This window comes from Marinobacterium sp. xm-d-579 (assembly GCF_013282935.1).
GTDB lineage: Bacteria > Pseudomonadota > Gammaproteobacteria > Pseudomonadales > Balneatricaceae > Marinobacterium_E.
This window is the reverse complement of sequence record NZ_WBYP01000002.1, coordinates 715,507-732,788: the sequence shown is the minus strand read 5'-3', so window position 1 is coordinate 732,788 and position 17,282 is coordinate 715,507. Positions and strand designations below refer to the sequence as shown.

Genomic DNA, 17,282 nt, shown 5'->3' with positions numbered 1-17,282 from the left:
TTTTGCCTGGTGACAATAGAGACGTGGAACCACCTGATCCCTTACCGAACTCAGTCGTGAAACGCGTCATCGCCGATGGTAGTGTGGGGTTTCCCCATGTGAGAGTAGGTCATTGCCAGGCACCTAACATAGAAAAAGGGTCATCCGTTCGGATGGCCCTTTTTTTATGTTTGGAGCAAGGAGACTTCTGAGCGAATGCCCATGTGACCACGCATGCACTGAAAGTGCGGCGGGGAGGCGCTGCAAGCGTCGCGAAGCGATGACGAGCAACGCTCGGCACCTATTGTAGGTCATTGCTCGCTTCGTAAGAGATCCACTGCCAACGTCTATAGCGGATGACAGGCTGAAAGCCAGTCACCGCAGCTCCGTAGGAGTTAAGCACACCAGTGACTGGCTTTAGCCTGTCACCTGCTTTCTAATTTCGCACCCAACCATCGCGGCCTTTGCAAGACCGCTCCAACGGTTTTAAAAAAGATCTCTGCCAACGTCAACAGCGGATGACAGGCTGAAAGCCAGTCACCGTAGCTTCGTAGTGAGTTAAGCACACCAGTGACAGGCTGAAGACCTGTCACCGTAGTTCCGTAGCGAGTTAAGCACACCAGTGACAGGCTTTAGCCTGTCACCTGCTCTCCAATCACGCTCCCAACCTTCGCAGCCTTTGCAAGACCGCTCCAACGTCTCAACTTTCTCCCCCTACCATGCCCATTTAATGCTATATTTACTCTCATCTAATCAACGCGTTTTGGAGTGGTATAGCGTGTATTCTGAAGAAGACATTCGTCGTCTTACTTGGCAGTCTCGTCGTGGTATGTGGGAACTGGATCTGCTGTTTGTTCCGTTCATGGAGAATCATTTTCGGGACCAATCAGTTGAGGATCAAGATCGCTTTGTGAAGCTTCTTGATTGTGAGGATCAGGAGCTTTTTCTCTGGTTCATGCAGCGTGAAAAGCCTGTTGACCCAGATATGGAGAGGGCGGTCACTGTGGTTTTGGATTGTGTTCGCGCCAGTAAGGTTTGATCTTATTGAATCTAAAGCCAAACGTCTGTTTACGTTTGGCTTTTTTGTTTTAGTTGCTTTAACCCCTTTACTCACCGGTGCATCGACTGCGGTGTATCTTCTGTTACTTGCCTTCTCACTATGGGTCTATCGTGCTTTGGCTCCATTTGAGCGCTTCACCGGCTTTGTTTGGAATGCCGATAAAGATAGGTTTTGCCTGTTTATAGATGAGAAGATGTTAGAGACAGCTCCACCTGTTCAAATTTTAAACTTAAGGTTAGTTCTCTTTATTAAAGTGCAACCATTAGAGCGTGCATTACCTGTTTGGATTTGTGTCTGGTTTGACCAAATACCAGAGTGTGAGTGGCGGCGCTTATCGGTTATTTCTCAATACGCGCCTATTGGTGCTAAGCGTTAACGCCCCAGAAGTAGTTTTCCGGTACCAGAACGGTGTCATAAAGATCAGGTGACTGTTCTGGGTAGTCGAGCGTGTAGTGAAGGCCACGTGATTCAGTGCGTTTCATAGCACAGCGGATAATCAATTCTGAGACGGTCACTAGATTACGAAGCTCGATCAGATACTTACTCACTTTATAATTGCTGTAGTACTCATTGATCTCATCGTTCAATAGATCGATACGGTGCTGTGCTCGCTGTAGGCGTTTATCAGTACGTACAATACCCACGTAGTCCCACATAAAACGGCGCAGTTCATCCCAGTTGTGCGAGATGATGACATCTTCGTCTGAGTTAACTACCTGTGAATCATCCCAGTTAGGGACCTCTGGGAAGGCCTCTCCACTCTTTTGTAGTAGTGATGCCACCTGTTCAGCCGCGGATTTACCATACACGACACACTCAAGTAGCGAGTTTGATGCTAATCGGTTTGCGCCATGAAGGCCTGTAAATGCGGTCTCACCAATGGCAAAGAGTCCTTTGATATCGGTCTGGCCATTTATGTCGGTCATGACACCGCCACAGGTGTAGTGTGCAGCTGGTACTACGGGTATCGGTTCCTTAGTAATGTCGATCCCAAGTTCTAAACAGCGCTCATAAATGGTTGGGAAGTGCTCTTTAATGAAATCTGCGGGTTTGTGAGAAATATCCAAGTGAACATATTCACAACCAACACGTTTCATCTCAAAGTCGATGGCGCGGGCGACGATATCGCGTGGTGCCAGTTCGGCTCTCTCATCGAAACGGTGCATGAAACGGGTGCCGTTAGGTAGTTTCAGAATACCGCCTTCGCCACGGATCGCTTCGGTGACCAAAAAGCTCTGTGCCTTAGGGTGATAAAGGTAGGTAGGGTGAAACTGATTAAACTCTAGGTTTGCAACTCGGCAGCCTGCTCGCCAAGCCATTGCAATACCATCGCCGGATGCGACGCCGTTCGGGTTGGTGTTATAGAGGTAAGCCTTAGAGGCACCGCCAGTTGCTAATATGACGGTTCGAGCAAGAAACAGATCAACGCTCTCTGTCTCTTGGTTGTAGACATAGGCACCTACACACGCATCTTCACCTAAGCCTAATTTACGACGGGTGATCAGGTCGATCGCAATTCGATCTTCAAACAGCTCAATGTTGCTGGCCGACCTTGCTTGGCTGATTAGAGTTTGTTGAATCGCTTTGCCTGTTGCATCGGCCGAGTGAAGTACACGGCGATGTGAGTGGCCGCCTTCTCGTGTTAAATGATACTGCTCTTCCTGTCGTGTGAAAGGTACACCCTGATCAATTAGCCATTGAATGCCTTTGGGGCCATCTTTTACGGTGTGTTGAACAGAGTCTAAGTGTCCAAGGTTGGCACCAGCAACCAGGGTGTCGTTGATGTGGTTTTCGGTTTGATCTTTTGGATCAAAAACACCGGCAATTCCACCCTGTGCCCACCAGGTAGCACCATGCTCTAATTTACCCTTGCTCAAGACGTGTGCCTTCAGGTTAGACGGTAAATTTAGTGCGGCTGTTAAACCGGCTGCGCCACTGCCAATGATCAGTACATCTGCTTCAAATCGTGCCATCTGTTTTGACTTATTGAGACCGTAAAAAAGAGCTCTATTATGCGAGTGTGTTTAGCTCTTGGTAAGGGGTTTGTAAAAAAACTTCAATAATTGGGGAACTTTTCGACATTTTTTGAATCTTAGTCTGTGTAAGAGATTGATCGGCTTGATATTAGGTTGGTGTAACAATCATACTGTCATCCTCCGAAGCCCTTTGGCGTTGACTAGGATAGAGAGTGAACGATACCAACCACAAGATAACCGATCAGATGCTTGTTGAGCGTGTACAGGCAGGTGATCAGCGTGCGTTTGATCTGCTCGTGAAGCGTTATCAGCATAAGATTATTGCACTGGTAGGGCGTTACATTCACGATCAATCAGAGTCGTTGGATGTTGCACAAGAGACGTTCATTAAGGCTTATAAGGCTCTTAAGAACTTTAGAGGTGAAAGTGCCTTTTACACTTGGCTGTATCGTATAGCCATTAACACTGCGAAGAACTATTTAGTCGCAAGAAGTAAAAGACCGCCTGATAGAGATTTAGATTTTCAAGATCTAGAGAGCGACACAGAGCTTAGAGATCTTGAAACACCAGAAAATAGTTTGCATCGAGATGAGATGTTCGAGGTGATGACCCGAACGCTCGAGCAACTTCCTGAAGAGCTTCGAGTGGCGTTAACACTGAGAGAGCTTGAAGGGATGAGCTACGATGAGATCTCCGAAGTAATGGGGTGTCCAATTGGCACCGTCAGATCAAGGATCCATCGAGCTCGTGAAGCGATTGATAATGAGTTGAAACCAATGCTCTCTAACTAGAGCAAATGAGGATCAAATATGTCGAGCAATAGAGAAAGTCTTTCTGCATTGATGGACTCGGAGGCAACTGAATTTGAGTTGCGTCGTGCTCTTAAACATTACGACGAGAACAGTGAAGACGCTCAAGTATGGCGTCGTTACCACCTCGCTCGAACCTTGATGCGTGAACAGAGCATCAACTCTACTGTTGATATCTCCTCTCAAGTCATGGCCTCTATTTCAGAAGAGCAATCAACTCAGGTTGAAGAGACAAAAACCTCTAGTTGGAGTGCGGTAGGTAGTATGGCTATTGCTGCATCCCTTACCCTAGCTGTCATGATTGGTTTGAACAGCGCTCAGCTGGGTGAGCCGAGCGCATTGGCATCCAGTGGCTACCTAGAGCGTAATCAAGGTTCTTCAGATCTTATGCGCACATCCCTTGCTTCAGGCGTTGAAGCGGTGCAAGAGAGTAAACCAACTCTCGAAGTGATTCGTCTATCTGAAGGTCTTCGCGGTCAGATCGATGAGCATATTGCACTGTTAAACAGCACTGGGACTGACTGGCAGGTTAACTGGCTACCCGATGGTTTTGCTGAAGTATCAGAACGAGTGACTGGTAACAGTCAATCTAAGCTCTACAAAAAGGGTGATCAGGTGCTAAGTGTGGTGATTAAACCGGCTGAAGCAGTCTCTGCATCGGAAGGCGCCTTAAGCGCACAAGGTTTTGTGGCTGTCGGTCGTTTAGTTGATGATCGTTTTGTCTCGGTAGTGGGTGATTTGTCACTGACGGATGCTGATAAAGTGGCTGCAAGCGTGGTGGTCGCTAGCAATTAATTCATGATCGAAGAGCGTGCGACGGTTCTCCGTTCTGAGGCCGATCAGGTTTGGGTAGAGGTGAGTCGCCAAAGTGCTTGTGCATCCTGTGCAAGCTCATCGACTTGTGGCCAGAAACGCCTCAGCGATTGGTTCCCAACCAAACGCGTTGAAGTTCTAATCGATAACCCCAGTCGACTTATTGTATCGCCAGGCCAAGAGGTTTGGGTTGGATTGGAAGAGGGTGCCTTGGTAGGTGCCTCTGTTACCGTCTACCTTATACCGCTGGTCGGTATGATCCTTCTGCCAATTTTGGCGAGATTTTTAAACTTTTCAGAATTTTTTCAGATAGTTGGCGCTATCCTTGGATTCATAGTCGGCTTGTTCATTGGCCGTAATATGGGTTTAAGAGGCGTAGCATCAGGGCAGTATCAGCCACGTTTGCTTCGCTAAGGTTTTTACCTAAGGAGTAAATATGACCTTTCTTCGATCAATTACCTTCGTAGCGGGTATCGCTATTTCATCCTTGGCGATGGCCAAGCAGTTACCCGATTTCACGGATTTAGTGAAAACGCTGTCGCCATCGGTCGTCAATATAAGCACGATTCAAGAACAGAAACAGAGTTCTCGTTCGGCTATGCCCCACAACTTCAACGACCAGGAAGTGCCAGAGATCTTCCGCGACTTCTTCAGGGGTTTTCAGCAGCCACCTGGGCAGCAGCCTCGTATGCATCCACAATCGCTGGGCTCGGGCTTTATTATTTCGGATGATGGCTACATTTTGACCAATCACCATGTGATCGATAAAGCTGAGAAAGTTCTGGTTAGACTGAATGATCGACGCGAAATTGAGGCAGAGATTATTGGTTCTGATCAACGTTCAGATGTGGCGCTACTCAAGGTCGATGCTAAAGATCTACCGGCACTGGAGATCGGTAGCTCTTCTGAGCTTGAAGTGGGTGAGTGGGTACTGGCTATTGGCAGTCCTTTTGGTTTTGACTCAACCGTCACTGCCGGTATTGTCAGCGCTAAGGAGAGAGCCCTTCCAGGTGACTCTTATGTTCCTTTTATTCAAACCGATGTGGCGATCAACCCAGGCAACTCCGGAGGCCCGCTATTCAATCTAGATGGCGAAGTGGTCGGTATCAACTCGCAGATATATACCCGCTCAGGTGGCTTCATGGGGGTCTCTTTCTCCATTCCCATCGATGTGGCTATGGAGGTTGCCAATCAGCTTAAAGAGAAGGGTAGCGTCTCTCGAGGTTGGTTGGGTGTGATTATTCAAGAGGTTACACGTGACCTTGCTGAATCATTCGGCTTAGATAAACCATCAGGTGCGCTGGTTGCACAGGTGTTAAGTGATAGTCCTGCAGAAGAGGCAGGGTTTGAAGCGGGTGATGTCATCGTTAAATTTAATGGCCGTGAGATCGGTTTGTCAGCCGAGCTACCTGCTCAGGTTGGTCGTATTGCACCGGGCGAAACAGCGGATGTCGAGGTGTTCCGTTCAGGTAGATCAGTCAACTTGAAAGTGACGATTGGTGAGCTTCCCTCAAATGAAGAGTTAGCCGCTAACCGAGCACAACCTGAGCCTAAAGAGAGAAAGTCTCTGGGCTTGGTGGTTCAAGATATGACGTCTGAAATCAAAGAGCGTACCGGTGTTGATGCAGGGGTCTATGTTGAATCAGTTGGACAAGGTCCTGCGGCCAATGCCGGCGTACGTCAGGGTGATGTGATCACTATGCTAGCCGGTCAGTCAATTAGCTCAGTGGAGCAACTGGCCGATATAGTGGCCGACTTGCCAGATGACAAAGCGGTGCCACTTCGAGTGATTCGTGGCGGTAATCCAGTCTTTTTAGCAATGCGTCTCGAGTGAACCTAGTGGATCGTTGAAAAGATCCTCTGCAGGGGCCTTAATGGCCCCTGTTTTCTATCTATAGGGCATGAATTCGAGTAGAATTGTGCGCTAAATTTTCTTTGTCGTTCCAAGAGTATAGGTTTTACACAGAGTGAGTGAACTAGATCACATTCGTAACTTCAGTATCATTGCACACATCGACCACGGTAAGTCGACGTTAGCCGATCGCATTATTCAAATTTGTGGCGGTCTGTCTGATCGTGAAATGGCTGAACAGGTCCTCGATTCAATGGATATCGAGCGCGAACGTGGCATCACCATCAAAGCTCAAAGTGTCACCTTGGACTACAAAGCGCGCAACGGTGAAACTTACCAGTTGAACTTCATCGATACGCCGGGACACGTCGACTTCTCTTATGAAGTTTCACGCTCACTCTATGCATGTGAAGGTGCACTTCTTGTTGTCGATGCCGCGCAAGGTGTTGAAGCGCAGTCGGTAGCCAACTGTTACACCGCGATAGAGCAGGGCCTTGAGGTTCTACCTGTCTTGAACAAAATGGATCTACCTCAGGCTGAACCCGAAGTGGTTCGTCAGGAGATTGAAGAGGTGATCGGTATCGACGCTTCAGCTGCGGTCCCTTGTTCAGCTAAAACGGGTATGGGCGTTGAAGATGTTCTAGAGGCGCTGATCGATGTAATCCCACCACCACAAGGTGACCGCGAAGCACCACTTCAAGCCCTAATTATCGACTCCTGGTTTGATAACTACCTAGGGGTCGTCTCACTGGTTCGTGTGACTCAAGGAACCTTGCGTCGTAAAGATCGCATCATGGTTAAATCGACTGGCATGAACTACCAGGCTGAGATGGTCGGTATCTTTACACCAAAACAGGTGAAAACTGACATCTTACAAGCAGGTGAAGTAGGCTTCGTTGTTGCCGGCATCAAAGATATTCACGGTGCACCGGTGGGTGATACCTTGACGCATCAAAAGACACCTGATGTTGATGCACTGCCAGGTTTCCAAAAAGTTCAACCACAGGTTTATGCCGGTCTATTCCCAACGAGTTCTGATGACTATGAAGACTTCCGTGAAGCGCTCGACAAGCTAACGCTTAATGATGCCTCTCTCTTCTTCGAGCCTGAAACATCGGATGCACTTGGCTTTGGTTTCCGTTGTGGCTTCTTGGGTATGCTTCACATGGAGATCATCCAAGAGCGTCTTGAGCGCGAATACGATCTCGATCTGATTACAACAGCCCCAACGGTTGTCTACGAAGTGGAGATGAACAACGGCGATATCATCTACATTGACAGCCCATCGAAACTGCCAGACCCAGGCGGCATTCGTGAGATGCGTGAGCCGATCGTGACAGCGAATATCCTTGTGCCTCAGGACTACCTTGGCCAAGTCATTGGCTTGTGTGTGGAGAAGCGCGGTATTCAGAAGAACATGCAGTTTGTTGGTAAGCAGGTTCAGTTAAGTTATGAACTGCCAATGGCCGAAGTGGTATTGGACTTCTTTGACCGTTTGAAATCGGTATCACGTGGATACGCTTCCCTTGAGTACAACTTCACCCGTTTCGAGGCCGCTAAGCTGGTTCGAATGGATATTCTCATTAACGGTGAGAAAGTGGATGCTTTGGCCGTTATCCTTCACCGCGATAACTCAATGTACCGCGGCCGTCTGCTCTGTGAAAAGATGAAAGACCTTATTCCACGTCAGATGTTCGATGTCGCTATTCAAGCGGCTCTGGGTGGTAAGATCATTGCTCGTACAACGGTTAAAGCTCTGCGCAAGAACGTTTTAGCAAAATGTTACGGTGGTGACGTGAGCCGTAAGAAGAAACTGCTCGCTAAGCAGAAAGAGGGTAAGAAGCGCATGAAGCAGGTGGGTCGAGTTGAGATCCCGCAAGATGCATTCCTAGCCGTACTGAAGGTAGACAGCTGAGGCTAATATGAACTTAGATTTTGCACTGATTCTGGTCGTAGTTACATTAGTTACAGGCCTGCTATGGTTATTGGATATCGCCTTTTTTGCGCCCTCTAGAAAACGCCAAGAGTCGCAAATGGTGGAAGAGGGTTTCGAAGAACCTAAGGTTAATAAACCCTACTGGGCTGAACTCTCTAGCTCTATCTTTCCGGTATTAGCGGCTGTTTTGATTCTTCGTTCATTTCTATACGAACCCTTTCAAATCCCTTCAGGTTCGATGCTGCCGACGCTGAAAGTTGGTGACTTCATTTTGGTGAATAAATACCACTACGGTCTTCGTACACCGGTTGGAAACATCAAGTTTGTTGATAATAACGAGCCGCAACGTGGCGACGTTATGGTATTTAAATACCCTCAAAACCCAAGCGTGTACTATATTAAACGTGTGATAGGTCTTCCGGGTGACGAGATTGTTTACAAAGATAAGATGCTCTTTGTGAACGGTGAGCCGCAGAATCAAACGTTGATTGCTCAAATACCAGCGATCAACCCCAAGCGTCTTCAAGTTGAAGAGCAGCTAGGCGATGTTGCGCACGAGATCTATCGCGATGTAAATGCACGTGTAATGAATGGTGGCTGGCGTGTGCCAGAGGGTCACTACTTTATGATGGGCGATAACCGCGATAACAGTAATGACAGCCGTTATTGGGGTTTTGTTCCTGATGAATTGATCGTCGGTAAAGCGGTGAGTGTTTGGATGCATTGGGCTCAACTATTGAGCATTCCAGATTTCACGGCGATGCGATCCATTCAGTAAATAATACTGAGGTTGAGTATGGATAAGCACATTCGACAAAAGGGCATCAGTACACTATCGATACTGTTACTGCTTATTGTTGGCTCAGTTGGCTTTAGCCTTGGGTTTAAACTGCTAGCGCCTTACTCAACCCATACAACCGTGGTCAGCATTATTGAAGATATTATTGCTGACCCGGCTGAACTCTCAAAAAGTCGCGCCGAGATTCGTCGTGATATCGAGCGTCGATTTACGATTAATCAAGTAGCTCTGCCTGGACGTGACGCTTTGCAGATCACTCAGGATACTGGTGAACTGATATTCACGCTGGACTATGAAGAGCGCGTCCCACTGTACGGCAACATTGATGCTGTCGTTGTTTTTAAAGATGAATTTAAAGCGATAAAACCTTGATACGACCTGTCTCAGAGTTGGCTAGAAAGCTTGGCCACACCTACCAAGATGAATCCCTGCTTGAATTGGCGTTAACGCACCGAAGCTGTGGTAAGCGCAACAATGAACGCCTGGAATTTTTGGGCGATTCAATCCTAAACTTTGTCATAGCTAATGCGCTGTTTGAGCAGTTTGAACAGGCTAAAGAGGGTGAAATGAGCCGTCTTAGAGCAAAGTTGGTGAAAGGTGAAACTCTTGCAGAGATCGGTCGTGAGCTAGGTTTGGGTGATTATCTTCGCCTTGGTTCGGGTGAGTTAAAGAGTGGTGGTTTCCGTCGCGACTCAATTTTGGCTGATGCGGTAGAGGCGATCATTGGTTCCATTCACTTGGACAGTGATTTTGAGACGTCTAAACAGTTCATATTAGGGTTGTTCAAAGAGCGTTTAGCAGCGATCGATCTTAAAAAGTCAGTCAAAGACTCTAAAACGCGCCTTCAAGAGTTTATGCAGTCACGACGTAAGCCGCTACCTGATTACCAACTGGATAAAGTCGTTGGTGAAGCGCATGATCAGACCTTCTATATCTCTTGTCAGGTTCAACTGTTGGATCAAAGCTGCAAGGGTGTTGGATCCAGCCGCCGCCAGGCAGAACAAGAAGCCGCTCGTGCTGCACTGATTGCACTAGGGCAGGAGTAATCATGGAAGCGAATACACGCTGTGGCTATGTTGCTATTGTTGGCCGACCGAATGTGGGTAAGAGCACACTGCTCAACCATATCCTTGGTCAAAAGCTGAGCATCACCTCAAAAAAACCTCAAACGACTCGTCATCAGATTCTTGGTATTAAAACCGAAGAGGATCTGCAGGTTATCTACGTTGATACACCCGGGCTACACAACGACGCTACAGGTAAAGCACTGAACCGTTACATGAACAAAGCCGCCTCTGAGGCGCTGCGTCATGTCGATCTAGTCGTCTTTATTGTCGATCGTACCGCTTGGACCGAAGAGGATGAGATCGTACTCTCTAAGTTGGAGAAGCTTCGTTGCCCAGTCATATTGGCGGTTAATAAAGTGGATCTACTCAAGGATAAAGAGTCGCTTCTCCCTTGGATCGAAACGCTCAATAGCAAACGCCATTTTGATCAGATCGTGCCTATCTCTGCTCACAAAGGGCATAACGTCGATCAACTAGAGCGTGCCGTTGAATCCTACATGCCGGAAGGGATGCACTTCTACCCTGAAGATCAGATCACCGACCGTAGCTCCCGTTTTGTCGCGGCAGAGCTTGTGCGTGAAAAACTGATGCGTAATCTAGGGGATGAAGTCCCTTACGGAACCACGGTTGAGATCGAAGAGTTTACTCAAGATGAACGTGGTCTGTTGACCATCAGTGCACTGATTCTTGTTGAGCGAGAGGGGCAAAAACGTATTGTTATCGGTGATAAGGGTGAGCGAATTAAAGTGATCGGTCGTGACGCTCGCATCGATATGGAACGCATGTTTGATGCCAAGGTCATGCTGAACCTTTGGGTTAAAGTGAAACGCGGCTGGGCAGACAACGAACGTGCCCTAGCAAGCCTTGGATATCATCACGACTAAATGAACAGTCGCACTGAACAGGTCGCAGCGTTTGTTCTTCACTCGCGTCCCTATCGTGAAACCAGTGCACTTGTCGATCTATTTACACTCGAGTATGGCAAAGTATCAGTAGTTGCTCGAGGTGTGCGCAGGCCAGGCTCAAAGTTACGCCATACGCTTCAACCCTTTACAGTATTGGCCGTTCGATTTGCAGGCCAGTCAGAGCTTAAAACGCTTCATCAAGCCGAATTGGCAGAACTACTCCCCACGTTGACTGGCAAAGCGTTAATGTGTGGCTTGTACGCCAATGAACTACTGGAGCGTTTGCTTCAACCCTTAGAGGCGACACCTAAGTTATTCCTCAATTACAAAGTGCTGCTTAATGATCTGCTTCAATCTCAAGATCACGAGGTGAGTTTACGGCTATTTGAGCAGGCGCTACTGAAGGAGTTAGGGAGTTGGAGCGATCTGTCAGGCTGTCATCAGCCGTACTACCGTTATGATGTTGTGCAGGGGATAAGTGCGGTAGATGAGGTTGCCTCGGCGCATTTCACAGGTGATCAGCTTCGTTCCATTGAACAAGGTGAGTATACTGATCCCAGCGTTAAGAAAGCGGCAAAGTATTTAATGAGAGAGCTCTTAAAAGAGCAGTTAGGTGACAAGCCGTTGCGATCAAGAGAGTTGTTTCAACCGAGATCTAAAGAGAGAAAAGGAGAGAGTGAGTGATCCAGCCAAATCGTATTTTATTAGGTGTGAACATCGATCACATTGCGACTCTTCGTCAAGCTCGTGGTACTCAATACCCAGACCCTGTCTATGCAGCGTCTATTGCTGAGCACGCTGGCGCCGATGGTATTACGGTGCACCTTCGTGAGGACCGTCGCCACATTCAAGATCGTGACATTCGTCTATTGGCGCAAACGCTTCAGACTCGTATGAATTTTGAGATGGCGGTTACTGATGAGATGGTCAGTTTTGCTGAAGAGATCAAACCTGCACACGCCTGTTTAGTGCCAGAGAAACGCGAAGAGTTAACGACTGAAGGCGGTCTGGATGTACTTGGTCATGAAATTCACATTCAGTCGGCGTGTCAGCGCTTGGCGAGAGCCGGAGTAGAAGTCTCACTCTTTATCGATCCTGATCAGGCACAAATTGATGCGGCTAAACGTGTGGGAGCTCCAGTGATTGAACTGCATACTGGTGCTTACGCTGAGGCAGAAGGCCAAGAGCAGTTAGACGAGCTTGAACGACTTAAAGAGGCAGCAACCTATGCTCACTCAATAGGTCTGGTGGTCAACGCTGGTCATGGTCTGCACTACCATAACGTAGAGCCGATTGCTGAAATTCCAGAGTTCAATGAGCTAAACATTGGTCATGCGATCATCGCCCGTTCACTCTTTGTCGGCTTGGATCAAGCGGTTCGTGAAATGCGTGATCTGATGCTTAATGCCAGAGCGATGGCCAGTTAAATGCTTGTTGGAACCGGTGTCGATATTCTTGAAATCTCTAGAGTGGAGCGCGCACTTGAGCGAACTCCCGGTTTTGCTGAGAGAATATTGACCCCCACTGAGTTGGAAGCGTTCAACCAATCTAGCCAACCCGCGCGTTTTTTAGCTAAACGCTTTGCAGCGAAGGAAGCGGCCGTTAAAGCCTTGGGTACAGGTATCGCTAAAGGCGTTAGCTGGCAGCACCTCGAGGTGGTTAAGAACAGTGCAGGTCGCCCTGATCTGTTGGTGACTGACAAAGCTCTAGAACACGCCGAGGTGCTTGGCATTACCCGGTGGTTTTTAAGCTACAGTGATGAGCAGCACTATGTGGTTGCTCAAGTAATCGCTCAGGCTTAATTCACCATTTCGATGGTGGAATTCCCCTGATATAATCGAATAATAAAATCAATTCTTATAACGGATTAGAGATGAGCTCAACTCAATACCCTACTATCGCTGAGCTGGTTGGCAATACACCGCTAGTCAGACTGCAACGTATCGAAGCGCCAAATAACAACACCATTCTCTGTAAATTAGAGGGTAATAACCCTGCGGGCTCCGTTAAGGATCGTCCTGCCTTGAGTATGATCACTCTAGCCGAAGAGCGAGGCGAGATCGCACCAGGTGATACATTGATCGAGGCGACTTCTGGCAATACCGGTATCGCGTTGGCGATGGCCGCTGCAATCAAGGGGTATACGCTTAAACTGATCATGCCGAATAACATGAGCGAAGAGCGTAAATCGGCTATGAGTGCTTATGGTGCAGAGTTGATTGAGGTGACAAAAGAGGAGGGCATGGAAGGTGCTCGAGACTTGGCCGAGGCAATGCAAGCGCGTGGTGAAGGCAAGGTTCTAAATCAGTTTGGTAACTTAGATAATCCTGAAGCGCACTACCGCACAACAGGGCCTGAAATCTGGCAACAAACCTCAGGAACTATCACACACTTTGTCAGCTCTATGGGAACTACAGGTACCATCATGGGGACCTCGCGCTACCTTAAAGAGCAGAATCCAAGCGTTCAAATTGTTGGTCTTCAACCCTCTGAAGGGTCTCAAATCCCTGGCATACGTCGTTGGCCAAAAGAGTATCTACCAACGATATTCGAAGAGAGTCGTGTCGATCGTGTATTGGATGTTGATCAGGCGGATGCTGAAGTCATGATGCGTCGTTTAGCGACCGAAGAGGGTATTTTCTGTGGTGTTTCGTCAGGTGGTTCCGTTGCTGGCGCGCTAAGATTGGCTCAAGAGGTTGAAAATGCAGTAATCGTCGCCATTATTTGTGATAGAGGCGATCGTTATCTTTCGACAGGTGTCTTCTCTAAGTCATCCTAGGTTAAGCCCCGTCGTTCTTATATTGACGCCGTTTTTATGAGTTTGAGCTAGGGTATCAGCTCGCTACTCGCAATACAGGAGTAGCCTACATTGGTTAAGGTTCGTGACGATCAACCGGTCCGTGAAGATGGATCCGTTGATCTGGATCGTTGGTTAGAGATTCTATCTAACCGTTATACATTCGAAGATGAAGCGCGTTTCCGTCAGGCATGCGAATTAGTTGAAGCCTCCTTGAATGAAGAGAGCTCAACTCATGATGTCTGGTCACTGGGGCAAAACGCCTATCTTACTGGTCTGGAGATGGTCCAGATTCTCGTTGACCTGCAGCAGACAGAAGAGGCTCTGGTAGCCGGTGTGCTTTACCGTGCAGTGCGAGAAGAGCGACTATCAATCGATCGCGTTAAGGCTAAATTCGGTGCTGAAATCGCTCGTCTTCTGCGCGGTGTCTTGCAGATGGCTGCAATTGGCAGTCGCAAAAATCCACGTGATGAAGAGGGCGTGTTAGGCACTGGCGGCAGTCAGGTCGACAACGTTCGTAAGATGCTGGTCGCCATGGTGGACGATGTTCGCGTTGCACTCATCAAACTGGCTGAGCGGACCTGCGCGATTCGTGCAGTAAAAGATGCGGATCGACGTAAACGCTACATCGTTGCACGTGAAGTGTTCGATATTTACGCCCCATTAGCGCATCGGTTGGGTATCGGCCACATCAAATGGGAATTAGAAGATCTCTCATTTCGATATCTAAAACCTAATGATTACAAACACATAGCAAAGCTACTTGCTGAAAAGCGTCTTGCGCGTCAAGAGTACATCGACAGTGTCATTAAGCTGCTCGAAGAGAAACTTGTAGAGGTAGGTATTGATGGTCAGGTTTCTGGCCGCGCTAAACACATCTACAGTATCTGGCGAAAGATGCAGCGTAAGAATATCGAATTCAATCAGGTTTACGATGTCCGTGCCCTGCGTATATTGGTGCCAGAAATTCGTGATTGTTACACCGTGCTGGGCATAGTTCATGGCGCATGGCGAAATATCCCGCACGAATTTGATGACTACATCGCATCACCAAAACCCAACGGTTATCGTTCACTGCATACCGCGGTATTCGGTCCTGAATCACAGGCGGTAGAGATTCAGATTCGCACCTTTGACATGCATGAAGAGGCTGAGCTAGGTGTCTGTGCTCACCACCTCTACAAAGGGACAGATACAGCGAGTCGCGCCGATGGCTATGAAGAGAAGATCTCTTGGTTACGCCAGGTTCTCGAGTGGCATGACGAACTGGGCGATACTGAATCATTGGGTGATATTCTCCACTCCGATGTGACCCAGGATCGTGTCTATGTATTCACGCCAGAAGGGCACGTCATTGATCTTCCTGCTGGCGCTACCCCAGTTGATTTTGCTTACCGTGTGCACACGGAAATCGGTCACCGCTGTCGAGGTGCACGTGTCTCGGGTCGTATTGTTCCGCTCAACCGCGCGCTGCAGACGGGTGATCAAGTTGAGATCATGACAGGCCCAGAAGAGCGCCCAAGTCGTGATTGGCTCAACACCAACCTAGGTTATGTAAAAACCTCTAAGGGTAGAGCTAAGATTGCTCATTGGTTTAAGACTCAGGCTCGTGATCAAAATGTGGATGCGGGTAAAGAGATGATTCAGCGTGAGTTTAAGCGATTGGCATTAGACGCCACTGAGGTAGACCTATCGGATATCGCACAACGTCTTAAGTTCCTTTCCAATGAGAACATGTTTGCGGCCCTCGGTGCTGGTGATTTAAGAATCTCGCAAGTGATCTCAGCTGCACAAGCGCGTGAAGAGCAGGCCGAACGTGATTCACAATTGGATCTGGATGTTCCAGCTTCGTCACCAAAACAGAGTAAGTCGAGTGACTCTGGTGTCCATGTGGTTGGCGTCGGCAGCTTGATGACACAGTTTGCTAGTTGTTGTAAGCCGATTCACGGCGATGCCATTGCTGGTTTCGTGACTCAGGGTCGGGGTGTCTCGATCCACCGTGAAGATTGTAAAGAGCTGCAACACCTGCGCGAGGTAGAGCCCAGTAAAATTGTTCAAGTGGCTTGGGAAGAGGAGGCTGAAGCCACCTACCCAGTCGATATTGTCATAGAGGCCTTTGACCGATCAGGACTGTTGCGCGATGTTATGACCATCTTAGCGAACGAGCGAATCAATATATTGTCGGCTAACACGCTGACGGATAAGAGCAGTAATGAAGCGAATTTGGCGCTGACCCTTGAGATAGGTCGACTCGATAAGCTTGGCAAAGTTATGGATAAGATCAATCAAATTCCGAATGTCAGTGACGTTCGCCGTGAACGCTCAGGGGTTCATTAATGAGTGATCGCTATACCCTGGATGACCTCATCTACCTGATGGAGCGTTTGCGTGACCCTAAAACCGGTTGTCCATGGGATCTGGAGCAGACCTTTGCTTCAATCGTACCTCATACCCTTGAAGAGGCTTACGAAGTAGCTGATACCATCGAACGACAGGATTGGCCTCATCTAAAAGATGAGTTGGGTGATCTACTGTTTCAGGTCATCTTCTATTCGCAACTGGGTAAAGAGCAATCCCTATTTGATCTTCATGAAGTGGTTGATCAACTCTGCAGTAAGCTGGTGCGTCGCCATCCTCACGTCTTTCCAACAGGTCAGTTACGTGACAGTGCTGAGTCGGTTGAAATAGATCAGCAAACTGTGAATGCACAGTGGGAGCGCATCAAAGAGCAGGAGCGCGAAAGTAAAGATCGTGCCCGTGTTTTAGATGAGGTACCAACGACACTGCCGGCTATGAGTCGTGCCGTAAAGCTAACCAAACGTGCCTCTAAGGTGGGGTTTGATTGGGATGATGCTACCGGTGTGCTGGATAAGATTGAAGAGGAGATCCAAGAGCTCCGCGAAGCGATGCAGCAAGGTGATTTGGGTGCGGTTCGCGAAGAGTTAGGTGACCTACTATTTGTTAACGCCAATCTTGCACGAAAATTATCAGTCGATCCCGAGCAGGCTGTTCGTAATACCAACCTTAAATTTGAACGTCGCTTCAACCATGTCGAGGATAGGGTACTAGCCAGTGGTAAGGATTGGAGAGAGTTTTCGCTAGAAGAGTTAGACGCTTGGTGGGATGAAGCCAAAAAGATCGAGAAATCTAAAAAATAGGTTTGATAGAGTCTTTGGCACTATTCGCTTAAAGCCTAATAGTGATTCAGTTCTCAAGCTCTATACAGCCATGCTAATATGCGTGGCTTGCTCGGGATATTTGACTCCCTTGAGCGCACTTTAAACTGCTT

General features: G+C 48.1%; 18 protein-coding genes and 1 rRNA gene. 18 read left to right on the top strand and 1 reads right to left on the bottom strand.

Features of this window, described 5'->3' with window-relative positions:
- The first annotated feature begins 5 nt into the window (after positions 1-5).
- The 3 genes from rrf to XMD579_RS07155 all read left to right on the top strand — a co-directional run bounded on the left by rrf (position 6) and on the right by XMD579_RS07155 (position 1,415).
- Positions 6-121, top strand: a 5S ribosomal RNA gene (gene rrf / locus XMD579_RS07165).
- 636 nt (positions 122-757) lie between these two features.
- Positions 758-1,018: a succinate dehydrogenase assembly factor 2 gene (locus XMD579_RS07160; protein WP_173506130.1), complete on the top strand. Its 261-nt coding sequence runs from the start codon at positions 758-760 to the stop codon at positions 1,016-1,018.
- A complete protein-coding gene (locus XMD579_RS07155) occupies positions 996-1,415 on the top strand; it encodes a hypothetical protein (RefSeq protein WP_173506129.1) in 420 nt (139 codons plus the stop codon). The genes XMD579_RS07160 and XMD579_RS07155 overlap by 23 nt, the downstream gene beginning before the upstream one ends.
- Here XMD579_RS07155 and nadB read toward each other — a convergent pair.
- Positions 1,405-3,012: an L-aspartate oxidase gene (nadB, locus tag XMD579_RS07150; RefSeq protein WP_173498713.1), complete on the bottom strand. Its 1,608-nt coding sequence runs from the start codon at positions 3,010-3,012 to the stop codon at positions 1,405-1,407. The two genes, XMD579_RS07155 and nadB, sit on opposite strands and share 11 nt — an antisense overlap.
- Before the next feature lie 215 nt (positions 3,013-3,227).
- On the opposite strand from nadB, the gene rpoE reads away from it, so the two are divergent.
- From rpoE to mazG, 15 genes are all read left to right on the top strand, one after another.
- Entirely contained in the window at positions 3,228-3,806 is a 579-nt protein-coding gene (gene rpoE / locus XMD579_RS07145; RefSeq protein ID WP_371731473.1) for an RNA polymerase sigma factor RpoE, read from the top strand.
- Positions 3,807-3,824: 18 nt separating this feature from the next.
- Positions 3,825-4,619, top strand: a complete 795-nt coding sequence (locus XMD579_RS07140; RefSeq protein ID WP_173506128.1) for a MucB/RseB C-terminal domain-containing protein — start codon at positions 3,825-3,827, stop codon at positions 4,617-4,619.
- A gap of 3 nt (positions 4,620-4,622) precedes the next feature.
- Entirely contained in the window at positions 4,623-5,051 is a 429-nt protein-coding gene (locus XMD579_RS07135) for a SoxR reducing system RseC family protein (RefSeq protein ID WP_173482126.1), read from the top strand.
- 22 nt (positions 5,052-5,073) lie between these two features.
- Positions 5,074-6,471, top strand: a complete 1,398-nt coding sequence (locus tag XMD579_RS07130) for a DegQ family serine endoprotease (RefSeq protein WP_173489137.1) — start codon at positions 5,074-5,076, stop codon at positions 6,469-6,471.
- A gap of 133 nt (positions 6,472-6,604) precedes the next feature.
- Positions 6,605-8,404 (top strand): translation elongation factor 4, encoded by a 1,800-nt coding sequence (gene lepA, locus XMD579_RS07125; protein WP_173482124.1) that lies wholly within the window; start codon positions 6,605-6,607, stop codon positions 8,402-8,404.
- Positions 8,405-8,411: 7 nt separating this feature from the next.
- A complete protein-coding gene (gene lepB / locus XMD579_RS07120) occupies positions 8,412-9,203 on the top strand; it encodes a signal peptidase I (protein WP_173482123.1) in 792 nt (263 codons plus the stop codon).
- 18 nt (positions 9,204-9,221) lie between these two features.
- Positions 9,222-9,596, top strand: a complete 375-nt coding sequence (locus XMD579_RS07115; RefSeq protein ID WP_173482122.1) for a DUF4845 domain-containing protein — start codon at positions 9,222-9,224, stop codon at positions 9,594-9,596.
- Positions 9,593-10,270, top strand: a complete 678-nt coding sequence (gene rnc, locus XMD579_RS07110; RefSeq protein WP_173482121.1) for a ribonuclease III — start codon at positions 9,593-9,595, stop codon at positions 10,268-10,270. Before XMD579_RS07115 ends, rnc begins: the two co-directional genes overlap by 4 nt.
- Positions 10,271-10,272: 2 nt before the next feature.
- The gene (gene era / locus XMD579_RS07105) at positions 10,273-11,175 is read left to right on the top strand and encodes a GTPase Era (protein WP_173482120.1); all 903 of its coding nucleotides are present in this window, start codon (positions 10,273-10,275) and stop codon (positions 11,173-11,175) included.
- A complete protein-coding gene (recO, locus tag XMD579_RS07100; protein ID WP_173484079.1) occupies positions 11,176-11,880 on the top strand; it encodes a DNA repair protein RecO in 705 nt (234 codons plus the stop codon).
- Complete coding sequence (gene pdxJ / locus XMD579_RS07095) at positions 11,880-12,623, top strand: pyridoxine 5'-phosphate synthase (protein ID WP_371731474.1); 744 nt, start codon at positions 11,880-11,882, stop codon at positions 12,621-12,623. Before recO ends, pdxJ begins: the two co-directional genes overlap by 1 nt.
- A complete protein-coding gene (acpS, locus tag XMD579_RS07090; RefSeq protein ID WP_173482117.1) occupies positions 12,624-12,998 on the top strand; it encodes a holo-ACP synthase in 375 nt (124 codons plus the stop codon).
- Between the two features lie 71 nt (positions 12,999-13,069).
- Positions 13,070-13,975 carry a cysteine synthase CysM gene (gene cysM / locus XMD579_RS07085; RefSeq protein WP_173482116.1) on the top strand — a complete coding sequence of 302 codons (906 nt, stop codon included), beginning with the start codon at positions 13,070-13,072 and terminating at the stop codon, positions 13,973-13,975.
- A 90-nt stretch (positions 13,976-14,065) separates the two neighbouring features.
- Entirely contained in the window at positions 14,066-16,330 is a 2,265-nt protein-coding gene (gene relA / locus XMD579_RS07080) for a GTP diphosphokinase (protein ID WP_173506127.1), read from the top strand.
- Complete coding sequence (gene mazG / locus XMD579_RS07075; protein WP_173506126.1) at positions 16,330-17,151, top strand: nucleoside triphosphate pyrophosphohydrolase; 822 nt, start codon at positions 16,330-16,332, stop codon at positions 17,149-17,151. The genes relA and mazG overlap by 1 nt, the downstream gene beginning before the upstream one ends.
- The last annotated feature ends 131 nt before the right edge of the window (positions 17,152-17,282 follow it).